The sequence below is a fragment of the Rickettsiales bacterium genome (assembly GCA_033762595.1).
GTDB lineage: Bacteria > Pseudomonadota > Alphaproteobacteria > Rickettsiales > UBA8987 > JANPLD01.
Genome location: JANRLM010000097.1, coordinates 1 through 13,841, shown reverse-complemented (window position 1 = coordinate 13,841; position 13,841 = coordinate 1). Strand labels below are relative to the sequence as shown.

Genomic DNA, 13,841 nt, shown 5'->3' with positions numbered 1-13,841 from the left:
TATAAATTTGATTTTGATAGGAATCTCAACCCTGACGATAAAATTTTCGGCACAGAAAATGTGAAAATTGCGATTGATGAAACCTCACTTTCTATGCTTGAAGGCTCTCAGTTTGATTTTGTAGAAACTCTTACAGCCTCTAATTTTGAGATTAAAAACCCCAACGCATCATCATCTTGCGGTTGTGGCAATAGCTTTTCGGTGTAGCTAATATCGGCAATAAATTGAAACTTCTTTAGTAAAATCCTTTATCTCGCTGCCATTTTCATCTAAAGTTTTTATGCCTGCACCCCAGAGAATTGGAAGAAGGGGTATATAATCATAAGGCTTCAAATTCTGCTCAAAAGTTGCTGTAAGATAGCCATTCGCAAGTAGGCCATAATTATAACAATCCCCGCCATAAACTTTTTTTGCATTAAGATTTTTTGCAATTTCCTCAAAGAGTTTTTTACCTTTTGCATCAAGCAAATCAGGTGAAGTTGTTGCGATAATATTAGTTTGATTAGGGTTTTTATTACTTCTTTTTGATGAAATTAATTTATTATTATAATAAGATTTATAATTTTTCTGCCCTTTAATTCCAAGCCATAATTCTTCAGTGAATGGGTTATAAATTGCACCTAAAACTGGTTTACCTTTGTGCATAAGCCCAAGCAGAATGCCCCACATCGGCCTGCCACTTGCGAAACTTGATGTTCCATCAATTGGGTCAATCACGAAACAAAATTCCTCAGATAAATTTTTTGCATCGCTAGAAAATTCCTCACCAAATATTGCGTGCGTTGGATAGTTTTTTTTAATTTGTGTTGTGATAAATTTCTCAATATTTTCATCAGCGATTGTAACGATTGAGCCATCTTGTTTGGAGTTACTTTTTGGCTGATTCCTGAAATATCTTAAGGCTATAATTCCAGCGTTTTTAAGTGTTACTTCAAAGAATTTTTTGTAAATATTATAGTTCATTTTTGAATTTAAGAGTGATTTTGTTTATTATTTTATAATTTTCGCTAATGTCAAATTTTAGAATTACCTTTTTATGTCACCCCGTGCTTGTCACGGGGTTAATTGTTGAGAGTATTCTTATTTTATTATTAGAGCGAGCTTTTTAATTAACCCCGCAATACTGAAGGCAGCTGTTACTGCCTGAAGCGGGGTGACAAGAAAGCTATGAAAAATTCAAAAAACATTAATGAAAAATATATTTAGAAAAATTTTCTCGTTAAAATCATTGGTTGCAATAATAGTTTTGCTTTTGATTTCTGCCTCTGCGTTGATGTATAATTTGTTTTCTGAGAGTTTTCAAAGCTATCAATATGATATTCAGCTTACGCAATTAATAATTGTTGTGAATGCCTCTATTGCGATAATTTTGATTATATTAATAGGCAAAAAAATTCAGCAAATCAGAAGGCGAGCGATTGAAAACGGCACTGGCTCACGAATGCAAAAGAAGGTTGTTGTTCTATTTACTCTGCTTACAATTATTCCATCGCTTATTACGGCGAGTTTTGCGGTTTCGTTTTTCCTATTTGGAATGAGAGGTTGGTTTGATGAAAAAATCAGCGAAACGCTTAATAATTCCGTCAAAGTGGCGGAGGCTTATTTGAAGGAACATTCGGAGAATATCAAGGCAGATTCCTATTCAATGTCGCGAGATATAACGCGTTTTGCAAATGAATTAGTTGAGAATAAAAAGGATTTTCAAACCTATCTAACGGCACAAGCAAATTGGCGGAATCTCTCAGATGTGATAGTTTTTCGTAAGGAAGATATTTTGGCACATTCTGATGGCACTATCCCTTATTTAATTGATTTTGACGCGATAAATTCTGAATCAATCGCAAGAGCTGATAATGGTGAAATTGTTCTTACAACTGAAGATGATGACAAAGTAAAAGTGCTAATTAAACTCAAAGGTTTTAATGATACTTACTTGCTTGTAAGTAGAAAAATTGATCCGAAAGTGCTTGAATACACTAAGCAAACTAAGGACTCCGCATTTGAATATAATTCCGTTCGGCAAAACGCAGATAATTTGCAACTGCAATTTATTCTCGCTTTTATAGGGGTTTCAACGATTTTAGTTTTATCAGCAATCTGGATTGGCTTAATTTTTGCGTATAAACTTGTTTCCCCTATTCACAAACTTATCAAGGCAACTGAGCGTGTGCAATCAGGCGATTTAACGGTTCGCTTGGAAGATAGGGCAAATAATGATGAAGTTACAACGCTTTTCAAAGCATTCAACCGAATGACAGGAAATCTGCAAAAAAATCAACTGCAACTTGTTGAAGTGAACCGCCAAATTGATCAGCGTAGAAGGTTGATTGAAGCGGTTTTTTCGGGTGTAAATTCTGGCATTATTGCACTTGATGAGCATAAAAGGATTCGTATTTTTAATAAGTCAGTTGCCGATATTTTGAAGGTTGATGAGCATTCTGTAAGTGGCAGATATATTGCGGATATCTTCCCTGAAATAACGCTTTATTTTTCTAAATTGCGTGAATTTGAGGAGAAAATTTTTCAACAGCAGATTGATATTAAGCGCGATGGAGTTATCCAAAATCTTCTCATAAGAATTGTAACTGAGGAAAATTCCCGTCAAGTTGAGGGTTATATTATCACAATAGATAATATTTCAAAACTGGTAAATGCTCAAAGAATGGCAGCTTGGAGCGATGTTGCAAGAAGGATTGCTCATGAAATTAAAAACCCTCTAACGCCAATAAATCTCTCAGCGGAACGCATCAGAAATAAATTTGGAAAGCTTATCGCAGAAGAAGATAAAGAGAATTTTAATCGCTATATTGATACTATAATTAGGCACTCAGAAAATATTGAGAGGATTGTAAAAGAATTTTCAGATTTCGCAAGAATGCCTGAACCTATAATGCTTAAAAATAATATTTGTGAAGTAATAAAAGAGGCGGTTTTCTCAGAAAAAGTGGTTAATTCTGAAATTGAATATAATCTTAATATTCCTGATAGGGAAATAACTTTTGATTTTGATAAAGAGCAAATTTCAAGGGTTTTACTTAATACTCTCAAAAATGCTGGAGAATCTTTGAAAGAAAACGGAGTCAGTAAAGAGGGGGAAGCCCCAAGAATTTCTATCTCTTTAGTGGCGAATAAAAATGCTGAAATTGAAATCACTGATAATGGCAAAGGTTTTAACCCTGAGTTGTTAAATAGAATTACTGAGCCTTATGTTACAACGCGTGAAAAAGGTACAGGGCTTGGGCTTGCTATTGTTAAAAAAATCATTGATGATCATTCTGGCTCAATAGAACTTTCAAATATGCTTGATGAAAATGGAGTTATATTAGGTGCAAAAGTCAGAATCGTAATGCCAATCTGATGGCAGATTGCTGGGCTAGTATTAACCCCTGCTTTCCTTCAAAAATTTTAAGAATTCGGTTTGAACATTTTCAACACTAATTCTATCTTGAGGACGTTTTGGCCCTGCAACTGATGGCTCAACGCTTGCTAAATCAAGTTTTAGAATATCTGTAAATATTGGGGCAGGGGAGTTTTTATCGCACCACATATTCTGTGCTTTTGCATATTGCTCAGTAAGTGCAATAGTTTCTTCAGAACGGCTTGTATTTTTTAGGTATCTTATAGTTTCCGCATCAATTGGGAAAAAGCCCATAGTTGCACCATATTCAGGCGCCATATTTGCAATAGTTGCCCTATCTGCAAGTGGCATATTTGCGAGACCCTCACCAAAAAACTCAACGAACTTATTCACTACGCCTTTTTTACGAAGCATTTGCGTAACCGTTAAAACTAAATCAGTTGCGGTAACGCCAGCCTTTAATTTACCGGAAATCTCAAAGCCAATAACTTCTGGAATTAGCATTGAGATTGGCTGACCAAGCATTGCTGCTTCCGCCTCAATACCGCCAACACCCCAGCCTAACACCGCTAAACCATTTATCATTGTTGTATGAGAGTCAGTTCCAACTAATGAATCAGGATAGGCAAAAACCTTGCCATTTTTTTCACCAGTCCATACAACTTGTGCAAGATATTCCAAATTTACTTGATGGCAAATGCCAGTTCCGGGTGGCACTACACGAAAGTTTGAAAGAGCTTTCTGCCCCCATTTTAAGAATTTATATCGTTCAATATTCCTCTCCATCTCAAGGGCAACATTTTCTTTGAGAGAAGAAGAAGTTGCATATTTATCAACCATTACAGAGTGATCAATCACCAAATCTACTGGAATTAGTGGATTAATTTTCTCAGGGTTGCCACCGAGTTTTTTTATCGCATCTCGCATTGCGGCTAAATCTACAACTGCGGGAACGCCAGTAAAATCCTGCATTAGAACGCGAGCTGGTGAAAAAGCAATCTCGTGATTTGATTTTCCATTATTTTTGAGCCAATCGCCAAAAGCTGTTACATCTTCCTTGTTAACGGCAATTCCATCTTCCGTGCGGAGTATATTTTCCAGCAAAACTTTAAGCGAATAGGGTAGGCGAGAAAAATCCAAACCAGTTGCTTTTTCAGCCTCTGGAATGGAAAAGTAATTATATTCCTTACCATTTATCTTTAACGATTTGAGAGAATTGAAACTATTTTTCATAGACGATTTTGATAAATTAATTTATTTGATAATAAAGTAATTTTAACAACTTGAAATTCATATATCGCCTAATCTTTAATGGTTTTTTATCTTATGTTCTTAAGTTTCCAAAATATCACATATTCTTACGGAGAAAGGGCGATTTTAGAAGATGATGGTTATACTATGTTTGAAGGTGGTTGCCTTGTGATTAAGGGGGCGAATGGTTCTGGTAAAACTACTTTATTGAAGATATTGGCAGGTTTGATTGTTCCTAAAAATGGTTTTGTTTATTATGATTTTAGCTCTACTTCTCACCCAGAGATAGAGGGGGCTTCAGTATTTGAAATCTCGGAAGATTATCAAAAGTATCAACAAAATATAAGTTATATAGGGCATAATTTGGCTGTTGATCAATTGTTATCGGTTAGAGAAAATCTAAACTTTTGGGCGGAGATTTATAATCTAAAAGAAGGGATTCTGCCTGCGATTAAATATTTTGAGCTTGAGGATTTTCTTGATACTGAATGTAGTAAACTTTCAGCTGGTTGGCAGAAAAGAGTTGCACTAGCTAGGTTAATTTTGAAAAAATCTAAACTCTGGATTTTAGATGAGCCTTTCGCAAATTTAGACGAGAATATTTCTTCCAAGCTACAAAATCTTATCGCTTCTTTTTGTGATAGGGGTGGTATGGTTATTCTAACAGCACATCAAGAAGTTAAACTCCCTTTTGGTGTGGAGATAAATTTATAGGTTTTAATTATTGCTATTTTGTGAGTTACGAGAAGATTGTGAATTGTTTTTTAACTCTTTCACTGAATTTCTAAATTCGCATCTTAAAACTTTTCTAGCATGCAGAAGGTTTGCATCAGCGATTTTGTAATCATTAGTGAGGTTGCATAATTCACTATTTCTGCTTTGTGAGCAATCTGCGAGCCTAGGCTGTTTTTGTTCAATACCCGAGCAATTTAGGGCTTGTGAATTAGCATCAAAACTAAATAGAACTATTGAAATAATGGCTAATGTTAATCTAGCTTTCATAATAATAAAATAATATTAAAATTAACCTTAAATTAATAATATTTTATCTTAATTAATAAGAATAGCAATGAAAAAAATATCCTTAAATAAAAATTAATTATTGCCCGATTCTTTGCCAGATACGGCGTTTAGCAACCCAGAAAAACCAAGTGAAGAAACCTAAGAAAATAAGAACCTTAACTCCCATTGATTTTCTATGTTCCATTTCTGGCTCAGAAGCCCATTGCAGGAAGTTCACAACATCCTTTGCCATTTGCTCAACTGAAGCAGGTGTTCCATCTTGGTAAGTAACTTGACCTTCAGAAGTTAGAGGTGGAGACATTGTTATAGCACCACCTGCAAAATAAGGGTTATAATATTTTCCTTCAGGAATAATTAACTTTTTAGGTGCTTTTTCATTAGGTTGGTAGCCAGTGAGAAGCGAAAACAAGTAATTTGCACCATCATGGCGAGCTTTAATAATCAAAGATAGATCAGGCGGGTAAGCACCATTTGCGGCAACGGCAGCTTGCTTGTTTTTGAAAGGAGATGGAATTTTATCTGATGGTCTAGCTGGTCTTTCAAACATTTCGCCATCTTCATTTGGCCCATCAGTAACATTGTAAGTTGAGGCTAAGGCTTTAACTTCAGCCTCAGTAAAGCCAACTTCCATAAGGTTTCTAAAGGCAATTCTGCTAACGCCGTGGCAAGCTGAGCAAACTTCTTTATAAACTTGAAAGCCCCTTTGAATTGAGGGTTTGTCAAATTTACCAAAAACGCCATCAAAGCTCCATTTTTGCTTAATAGGTTGCTTTGCATCACCTGCTGAATAAGAATTTTCAGCATAGATTAACAAAATTGATAATAATGATATTTGAAAAATTTTTTTAATCATTGTTTTTATATTGTAATTATTTGATTCATTTTTCTCTCCCCCTGCTTGCGGGGGGAGATTAAGAGGGGGGCTAATCAGAAGCCAAAAAGCACAAAACTCTGACTTAAGGTTTCAGAGTTCAGGCTTCAGTATTGCCCCCACCCTAACCCTCCCCCGTAAACAGGGGAGGGAATATTTAAAGCCTACTTCACACCTTCACCATATTTATCTTTAGTGTAAGCATAAATTGATTCAGGTAGAGCTTTGTTTTTCTCAATTTTACTGAGGATTGGAAGTATAGCTACAAAATATCCAAAATAGTATAATGTACATATTCTGCCAACTATAACATTTGATATGCCAAATGTTGAACCATCAGCTGGCGAACCACCAATATAACCAAGTAAAATGCCGTTAATAACAAAAACCCAAAATGCTATTTTGAAAATAGGGCGATATTTACCGCTTCTAATTGGGTGCTTATCAAGCCAAGGCAATGCAAAAAGAATCAGGATAGAGCCAAACATAGCAAGCACGCCAGCAAGTTTTGAGTTCATTAAAACTATACCAGTGAATGGAATTGCTATATCTGGAACCGCACGAAGTATCGCATAAAAGGGCAAGAAATACCACTCTGGAACAATATGAGGAGGGGTTACAAGAGGATCAGCAGGGATATAATTATCAGGGTGACCAAGATAATTCGGTGCAAAAAATACAAAGCCAAAAAAGATTATAAAAAACACACCAAAACCAAAGAAATCTTTTATTGTGTAGTAAGGGTGGAAAGGAATAACATCTCTTTTACTCTTAACATCCAAGCCAGTTGGGTTGTTTGAGCCGTGAGTATGAAGGGCTATAACGTGTATTGCAACCAAACCAAAAATCACGAATGGAAGTAAGAAATGTAATGCATAAAAGCGGTTTAGAGTAGGGTTATCAACGGAAAAGCCACCTAGGAGAAGAGTTTGAACGCCAGTTCCTAAGCCATTTATAACATAATCAAAAGCAGTAAATAAGCCGGTTATAACGGTTGCCCCCCAAAAGCTCATCTGCCCCCAAGGAAGAACATAGCCCATAAAAGCTGTAGCCATCATTGTTAAGAAAATAATTATGCCGAACCACCATAAAACTTCGCGAGGGGCTTTGTAAGAGCCGTAATATAAGCCTCGGATTATATGACAATAAGTTACTAAGAAAAACATTGATGCTCCAACCGCATGAACATAGCGAATTAGCCAACCATAAGGAACATCTCTCATAATTCTTTCAACAGAATCAAAGGCGTAATCAACATGAGCAGTATAATTCATTGCAAGAAAAATACCTGTAATAATTTGAATCATCAATGCAACGCCAGCTAAAGAGCCGAAATTCCATGCGTAAGAGAGGTTTCGAGGCGTTTCATATTCCCCTTGGTGCTTCAAGAAAGTTCTTACTGGAAGCCTTTTTTCAAACCAATCTAATGCTATATCTAAAGTTTTTGTGAACATAATATTTAATAGTTGGGGGTTAGGGCTTAGGGGTTAAAAAGAGCTAAGCCCCAACCCCTAAGCCCTATAAATCTATCCTATCTTAATAGTTGTATCATTTACAAATTCATAAGGCGGAACAACTAAGTTTTTAGGTGCAGGGCCTTTTCTAATTCTTCCTGATTGATCATAGTGTGAGCCATGACAAGGGCAGAACCAAGCATCTTTACCTGTTGAATTGCTAGGAATGCAACCTAAATGTGTGCATACTCCAATAACTATTAACCATTCTTCTTTACCTTTTTTAACTCTATCAGCGTCAGTTTGAGGGTCTGGCATTGGCTTTCCATCATCTTTGCGAGCAAGTTCAACTTCCTCATCAGTTCTGCGTTTGATAAAAACCGGCTTGCCTTGCCACATTACGCGTTTTGTTTCACCCTTATTAACTGCAGAAATATCAACCTCAGTAGTTGAAACAGCAAGGGTATCAGCGGCTGGATTCATTGAGCCAATAAAAGGGGTAATAGCACAAGCAGCACCAATTCCAGCTGTTGCTGAGGCTGCTAGAACCATAAAATCACGCTTAGATTGGTCTTTAAGTTCTACATTATCCATATCTTCATATTCATCACCGATTTGACCTGAACAACCACAGCCCATATTGCAATTATTTTTGTAGTCTTGCACCATAAAAATTTTTAATAGTTCAAAAAAATATTCTGACATTCTTTAGACAATTTGCATTTGTTCTGCAACTAAATTTTAATTATCTACAGAAAATCCTAATCCTTTTTTTGTTTAGTTGTTTGAAAGCCATTTTTTATAAGGACTTTTTTTACATTTGGTTTGGACATAAATTCTATAAAATCTTCGGAGTCATTCATGGTTGTAGCGGATGAAATATCAGCAACAATTGCAATTTGGTAAGAAATTTTATCATAGCTAGAGCTAGGTAATTTAGATATAATTCTAACTTCAGAATTATTTTTAGCCTCGCTAAGATAAACAATTGAAGGTGTATTTGCGTTTGTGGTTAGGTAAAGTGAGGCTCTAGAGTTGTTAGTTTTTATAAGTTTTTTCTCAATTTCTTGCCATAAGTTTAGATTGCTAAAACTTTGTTTTGCAAGCCTTCCAATGGCGTCAAGCTCAGGGTCAGAAATTGCAATAAGTGAAGATTTTACAATAAAATTTATTTTATCTAAATTATTTTCAAACTTAGAGATTTTTTTTAGTAAAAAACTATTTTTTGGAACTACTAAAACAAGCTCATCTGTTGCTATTTCCTTGATACTAAAAACATTTAGTAAGCCTTTTTGCTGTAAATCTTTTATAGCCACTTTATCTTCTGAAATGAATATATTTGCGGCATCACCATCTTCAATAATTTGAGTTAATTCAGAGGTTGAATCATAGCTGGCACTAACAGAAATATTCATTTTTCTACTGAATTTCTGCAATATTTCGTGAAGGGCGTGCGTCATTGAAGCGGGTGCTAAAACTATCAAACCTCTATCAAAAGCCTTTTTTTGTTTAATAGCATATGAGTTAATCGGAAAAAGAAGGAATAAAAATAATATCAGTATAAGCAATTGATTTATAAGAGTGTTTTTATTTTTCTTCAGCATCAGTAAAATTTTAAGTTTATTTTAGGCTAATTTTGTGGTATATATGCTTCACAAGCAAGTTAGAACTGCCTTGTAGCGGTTAAGAAATGTTTGTGCTAAAATTTGGTTCTTAAAAATTGATTTTTAGCTCTCTCAAATTTTTTTATCAACTAAAATCATTTAGAATATATATGTCAACAATATTAAAGTTCAAACAAGGTGCTAAAGTTGTTTATCCTTCTCATGGTGTAGGTGAAATTAGAGGCGTTGAAACCCAGAAGGTTGGTGAATATGAAATAAAAACCTATGTGATTGAATTTGAAAAAGAGAAAATGATTCTAAGAATTCCAGTTGCGAGAGCAGAGAAATCAGGTTTAAGAGCTTTATCTGGCACTAATGAAATGCAAAAAGTTAGTAAAACTCTTCTTGAAAGGCCAAAATCTAGCAGAGGTATGTGGAGTAGAAGAGCAAAAGAATATGAAACAAAAATAAATTCTGGCAACATAATTTCAGTTGCGGAAGTTGTTAGAGATTTACACAAAAATGTTGATGATCCAGAGCGTTCATACAGCGAAAGAATTATCTATGAAAATGCGCTTGAAAGGCTATCTCGTGAGGTTTCTGCGGTTAGAAAAATTGATCTTGATGAGGCATCTGTTTATCTAGTTAAAACTATGAATGAGAAAAACCCTTACTTCATCAAAAAGGCACAGGAAGCTGCAAAAAGAGCTGCTGAACTTGAATCATTAGAAGCTGATAATGATGATGAATCGGAGAATGAAGATTCTATAGCGGCTTAATTAATCTAGAATGTTTAATTAGTTTTTTTAGAACCTTTGTTTCTTTCATTTGAAATTATGTAGCCTGCACCTGCACCTGCTCCAAAAAGTGCAAGTCCAAAGCAACTTGATAACATTGATGAAACAAAGGCTAAAATAACTATAGTTCTTAACTTTACTAGTAACATAAAAATATTTTTTAGGCAGCTAAATCTCTAACTACTTTATGCAGGATTCCGCCGTTGAGGTAATAGTCAACTTCGTTAAGAGTATCAATTCTACAAAGAACTTCTGTGGATTTTTTAGTGCCATCTTGCCTTGTTATGTCAAGGCGGAGCTTCATTTTTGGCGTGATGCCATTTTCTAAGCCAGAAATATTAATTTGTTCAAAACCAGTTAAGCCAAGAGATTTTCTAGTTTCACTATTAGTAAATTCTAGAGGTAAAACGCCCATTCCAACTAGATTGGAGCGATGGATTCTCTCAAAACTTTCAGCAATTACAGCTTTTACGCCTAGTAGATATGTTCCTTTCGCCGCCCAATCTCTTGAAGAGCCCATTCCATAATCTTTACCAGCAAAAATCACAAGTGGCGTATTTGATTTTTTATAATTCATCGCAGCATCATAAATGCTAATATTTTCGCCATTATAAATGGTATTACCGCCCTCAGCGCCTCCTATCATCTCATTTTTTATACGGATATTTGCAAAAGTTCCACGCATCATAATTTCGTGATTCCCCCTTCTTGCGCCATAAGAGTTGAAATCTTTTTTAGTTACGCCTTGCGTTTCTAAAAACTTTGCTGCTGGCGAAGTTGATGCAATATTTCCCGCTGGAGAAATGTGATCAGTGGTAATAGAATCCCCAAATAAAGCCAAAATTTTTGCATTGCTAATATTGCTTGCTTTATCTGAAAAGCTCTTAGACATTCCCTCAAAATAAGGTGGATTATTAATATAGGTAGAATTATCCCAAGCGTAAGTTTGTCCGCCTTCAATTTTAATATCTTGCCATTCTTTTGTGCCAAGAAAAACTGAAGAATATTTTTCTTTGAACATTTTGGCGGTGATTACACTTTCTACCACTTCGTTGATTTCCGCCTCACTTGGCCAAATATCTTTGAGGTAAATTTTCTTACCATTGACTTCAGAAATTACATCTTTTGAAAGGTTTATATTAACACTTCCAGCGATTGAAAAAGCTACCACTAGCGGCGGAGACATTAGATAATTCGCCTTAACTAGCTGATGAACCCTGCCTTCAAAATTTCTATTTCCAGAAAGAACTGAAGCAACCAGCAGGTTATTATCTTTAATAGTTTGCTCAATTTCTGGCAGTAAAGGGCCTGAATTTCCGATGCAAGTTGTGCAACCATAGCCAACTACATTGAAGCCGATTTTATCAAGCTCTTTTTGCAAACCAGATTTATCTAAATATTCTGAAACCACCTGAGAACCAGGTGCAAGAGAGGTTTTAACCCAAGGCTTTGCTTGTAATCCTAATTCGTTTGCCTTTTTGGCAACCAAGCCTGCTGCGACCATTACATAAGGGTTGGAAGTGTTTGTGCAGGAGGTAATTGCTGCAATAACCACATCACCATCTTTAAGATTATAATCACCACATTTTACTGATTTTATAAGATTCTCAGACATTTAATACCTCTTTTTTGTTTGGTTTGTCTTTTAGGTTTTTGAGATAGTTACACTAAACTAGCTAAATTATTTTAGTAATATTTTTTGATGATAAGATTGGTTTTTGCCAAACTTTTTAGACTAAAAATAAAAATACAACATTTCTAACGCTAATTGAATTTAGAAACTATCCTTTCGTAAGTTGAAATTTGCGGGTTGTTGCTATCGTAATAAACTTTAACCTCATCACCAGCTTTAAGCTTGTTGGCTTCAATCTCATTTTGAGTTTCCTCACCTATGAAGTGAGTGCCAAGAATATCATCAAAAGAGTAATGAATTTTGAAAAATTTTTTATTATTAATTTCTGTATATTCTTCAATTTCGTCTATTTTACCGATTGTAATTGAGCCATTTTTTCTGATTATTTTTTTCTTTTTTTCTAAGTTTGAATACTTGGTGTAATAGTAAAAGCTAAATATAATCAATGCTATATTCGCTATAATTAAACCGATTGAAAAGTATTTTTTATATGGGTTTTCAAACTCTTCCAATATAACATTAAAAAACGGCAAATCTTTATAATATTTAATGGTTACTTCATCACCTATTCTATTTGAGTTGTAGTAACTTTCCCATACATCAGATGAGCCAAATTCCTGTTTTATGGGGGTAAAAAATTGATACTCAACAGAGTAGCTTTCTATGTCTTCAAGATTTATTTTTCTAGAAGATTTTTTACAAATTATTTTGCCTCTTGTTTCTTCGCCGAAATAAAAGCTAATAAGCTTTGGGGCAACTTTCAAGCTGTTATAACCAGCCATTGCCATTGAAAGAATTATTAACGCAACGCCAATTTGTTTGTTTATATTCATTTTTATTGAATTTTTAATTCATAATTCTAATCTAAATATTCAAATATTTTTAAGGCAAGTAATTTTGTAGGTTTAGAAATTTTAATACTTGATTAAGTTTGAAATTAGTATTAAACATCATCAACTTTTCTTAGAGTTCGCTTTCTGATTAGCCATATGCAATCCTTATCGCGGGGTAGAGCAGCCCGGTAGCTCGTCAGGCTCATAACCTGAAGGTCGTTGGTTCGAATCCAGCCCCCGCAACCAGACTAATCCATTGATTTATATATTTAATTCCCGCGCGCCATCAAGGCGCTTTTTTTATGCCTTTTCCTCGGTGCCTGCCTGGTGCCTGTTTGTGGGTGAATGGAATTTTGAGTGTTAAATTATTTTCACTTCTTGTATGGTTTGGAAAATATCCAGCAGAAAGCGCCTAATGGTTAAAAAAGTAAATTCTACATTTAGGGGTAAACCAGCATCACAGGGAGAGTTTATTCTCTTTACTATGATGGGACAGGCTCTATTAAACATTCAAGTAATGGAGGAGTGCTTGAGCATGTCTATTACTTTGAAAGCTGATGTTGGACATCCTAAAAATGTATCTAAAAATGAAGCTGATGAGCTATTAAAAAAGCGCCGTTCGTTAACACTTGGTAAAGCTATTACCGAAGCTAAGAAACACAATATATATCAAGGTGAATTGCAAGACGCCTTAAAGGCTTTTCTTGATGATAGGAATTGGTTAGTTCACAAAAGTATTGATGATTTTTATGCGCCAACAGGAAAAGATTTGTTGTTGAAACGACTGGCAAATATAGCCAATGATGCACATAAGCTCCAGCGCGAAATAGAAGATGATTTGATAAAATTTTCTGAGTCTAATGGCTTAGATATGTCTAAAGTAAAACAATATATTTCACAATTGGAGCACCAATAGCTTAAGTTAAAAACCCTATAAATCAGTTAGAGTTTTTGCCTTTTTAAGCTTCTCAATATTTGTATATCTTATTCCCTGCATATAACCTTTTGGAGCATTAC

General features: G+C 34.9%; 13 protein-coding genes, 1 tRNA gene and 2 pseudogenes. 6 read left to right on the top strand and 10 right to left on the bottom strand.

All coding sequences use genetic code 11. The features are described 5' to 3' along the window. Nucleotides 1-207, top strand: a 207-nt coding sequence (locus SFT90_06880) for an iron-sulfur cluster assembly accessory protein (protein MDX1950202.1), incomplete at its 5' end; no start/stop codon positions are given. Here the strand turns inward: SFT90_06880 and SFT90_06875 are convergent. Beyond that, on the bottom strand, nucleotides 208-963 hold the full coding sequence (locus SFT90_06875; protein ID MDX1950201.1) for an inositol monophosphatase family protein: 756 nt from the start codon (nucleotides 961-963) through the stop codon (nucleotides 208-210). Nucleotides 964-1,189: 226 nt separating this feature from the next. Here SFT90_06875 and SFT90_06870 point away from each other — a divergent pair, with 226 nt between their 5' ends. Continuing rightward, nucleotides 1,190-3,358 (top strand): PAS domain-containing sensor histidine kinase, encoded by a 2,169-nt coding sequence (locus tag SFT90_06870; protein MDX1950200.1) that lies wholly within the window; start codon nucleotides 1,190-1,192, stop codon nucleotides 3,356-3,358. Between the two features lie 51 nt (nucleotides 3,359-3,409). Here the strand turns inward: SFT90_06870 and SFT90_06865 are convergent. Further along, a pseudogene (locus SFT90_06865) lies at nucleotides 3,410-4,591 on the bottom strand (aconitase family protein). 93 nt (nucleotides 4,592-4,684) lie between these two features. On the opposite strand from SFT90_06865, the gene ccmA reads away from it, so the two are divergent. Beyond that, entirely contained in the window at nucleotides 4,685-5,323 is a 639-nt protein-coding gene (ccmA, locus tag SFT90_06860; GenBank protein MDX1950199.1) for a heme ABC exporter ATP-binding protein CcmA, read from the top strand. A gap of 3 nt (nucleotides 5,324-5,326) precedes the next feature. Here the strand turns inward: ccmA and SFT90_06855 are convergent, their stop codons facing one another. The 5 genes from SFT90_06855 to modA all read right to left on the bottom strand — a co-directional run bounded on the left by SFT90_06855 (nucleotide 5,327) and on the right by modA (nucleotide 9,561). Continuing rightward, on the bottom strand, nucleotides 5,327-5,611 hold the full coding sequence (locus SFT90_06855) for a hypothetical protein (protein MDX1950198.1): 285 nt from the start codon (nucleotides 5,609-5,611) through the stop codon (nucleotides 5,327-5,329). Nucleotides 5,612-5,708: 97 nt separating this feature from the next. Then, complete coding sequence (locus SFT90_06850) at nucleotides 5,709-6,485, bottom strand: cytochrome c1 (protein ID MDX1950197.1); 777 nt, start codon at nucleotides 6,483-6,485, stop codon at nucleotides 5,709-5,711. A gap of 182 nt (nucleotides 6,486-6,667) precedes the next feature. Next, the gene (locus tag SFT90_06845) at nucleotides 6,668-7,957 is read right to left on the bottom strand and encodes a cytochrome b N-terminal domain-containing protein (GenBank protein MDX1950196.1); all 1,290 of its coding nucleotides are present in this window, start codon (nucleotides 7,955-7,957) and stop codon (nucleotides 6,668-6,670) included. Nucleotides 7,958-8,029: 72 nt separating this feature from the next. Then, entirely contained in the window at nucleotides 8,030-8,596 is a 567-nt protein-coding gene (petA, locus tag SFT90_06840) for a ubiquinol-cytochrome c reductase iron-sulfur subunit (GenBank protein ID MDX1950195.1), read from the bottom strand. 122 nt (nucleotides 8,597-8,718) lie between these two features. Continuing rightward, nucleotides 8,719-9,561: a molybdate ABC transporter substrate-binding protein gene (gene modA / locus SFT90_06835; protein ID MDX1950194.1), complete on the bottom strand. Its 843-nt coding sequence runs from the start codon at nucleotides 9,559-9,561 to the stop codon at nucleotides 8,719-8,721. Nucleotides 9,562-9,731: 170 nt separating this feature from the next. Here modA and SFT90_06830 point away from each other — a divergent pair, with 170 nt between their 5' ends. Beyond that, entirely contained in the window at nucleotides 9,732-10,340 is a 609-nt protein-coding gene (locus SFT90_06830; GenBank protein ID MDX1950193.1) for a CarD family transcriptional regulator, read from the top strand. A 14-nt stretch (nucleotides 10,341-10,354) separates the two neighbouring features. Here SFT90_06830 and SFT90_06825 read toward each other — a convergent pair whose 3' ends face one another. The 3 genes and pseudogenes from SFT90_06825 to SFT90_06815 all read right to left on the bottom strand — a co-directional run bounded on the left by SFT90_06825 (nucleotide 10,355) and on the right by SFT90_06815 (nucleotide 12,824). Then, entirely contained in the window at nucleotides 10,355-10,507 is a 153-nt protein-coding gene (locus SFT90_06825) for a hypothetical protein (protein MDX1950192.1), read from the bottom strand. An 11-nt stretch (nucleotides 10,508-10,518) separates the two neighbouring features. Beyond that, a pseudogene (acnA, locus tag SFT90_06820) lies at nucleotides 10,519-11,937 on the bottom strand (aconitate hydratase AcnA). A gap of 185 nt (nucleotides 11,938-12,122) precedes the next feature. Then, nucleotides 12,123-12,824: a hypothetical protein gene (locus tag SFT90_06815; GenBank protein MDX1950191.1), complete on the bottom strand. Its 702-nt coding sequence runs from the start codon at nucleotides 12,822-12,824 to the stop codon at nucleotides 12,123-12,125. A gap of 169 nt (nucleotides 12,825-12,993) precedes the next feature. Between SFT90_06815 and SFT90_06810 the strand changes: the two genes are divergently transcribed. Together SFT90_06810 and SFT90_06805 are read left to right on the top strand one after the other, a co-directional pair. After that, a tRNA-Met gene (locus tag SFT90_06810) sits at nucleotides 12,994-13,070 on the top strand. Between the two features lie 169 nt (nucleotides 13,071-13,239). After that, entirely contained in the window at nucleotides 13,240-13,740 is a 501-nt protein-coding gene (locus SFT90_06805; GenBank protein MDX1950190.1) for a hypothetical protein, read from the top strand. Nucleotides 13,741-13,841: the final 101 nt, after the last annotated feature.

Coding starts and splice junctions, on each gene's coding strand:
- SFT90_06845 (MDX1950196.1), bottom strand. CDS start 7,957: ATGTTCACAAAAACTTTAGATATAGCATTAGATTGGTTTGAAAAAAGG.
- SFT90_06825 (MDX1950192.1), bottom strand. CDS start 10,507: ATGTTACTAGTAAAGTTAAGAACTATAGTTATTTTAGCCTTTGTTTCA.
- petA (MDX1950195.1), bottom strand. CDS start 8,596: ATGGGCTGTGGTTGTTCAGGTCAAATCGGTGATGAATATGAAGATATG.
- SFT90_06815 (MDX1950191.1), bottom strand. CDS start 12,824: ATGAATATAAACAAACAAATTGGCGTTGCGTTAATAATTCTTTCAATG.
- SFT90_06855 (MDX1950198.1), bottom strand. CDS start 5,611: ATGAAAGCTAGATTAACATTAGCCATTATTTCAATAGTTCTATTTAGT.
- SFT90_06875 (MDX1950201.1), bottom strand. CDS start 963: ATGAACTATAATATTTACAAAAAATTCTTTGAAGTAACACTTAAAAAC.
- SFT90_06830 (MDX1950193.1), top strand. CDS start 9,732: ATGTCAACAATATTAAAGTTCAAACAAGGTGCTAAAGTTGTTTATCCT.
- SFT90_06870 (MDX1950200.1), top strand. CDS start 1,190: ATGAAAAATATATTTAGAAAAATTTTCTCGTTAAAATCATTGGTTGCA.
- SFT90_06805 (MDX1950190.1), top strand. CDS start 13,240: ATGGTTAAAAAAGTAAATTCTACATTTAGGGGTAAACCAGCATCACAG.
- SFT90_06850 (MDX1950197.1), bottom strand. CDS start 6,485: ATGATTAAAAAAATTTTTCAAATATCATTATTATCAATTTTGTTAATC.
- ccmA (MDX1950199.1), top strand. CDS start 4,685: ATGTTCTTAAGTTTCCAAAATATCACATATTCTTACGGAGAAAGGGCG.
- modA (MDX1950194.1), bottom strand. CDS start 9,561: ATGCTGAAGAAAAATAAAAACACTCTTATAAATCAATTGCTTATACTG.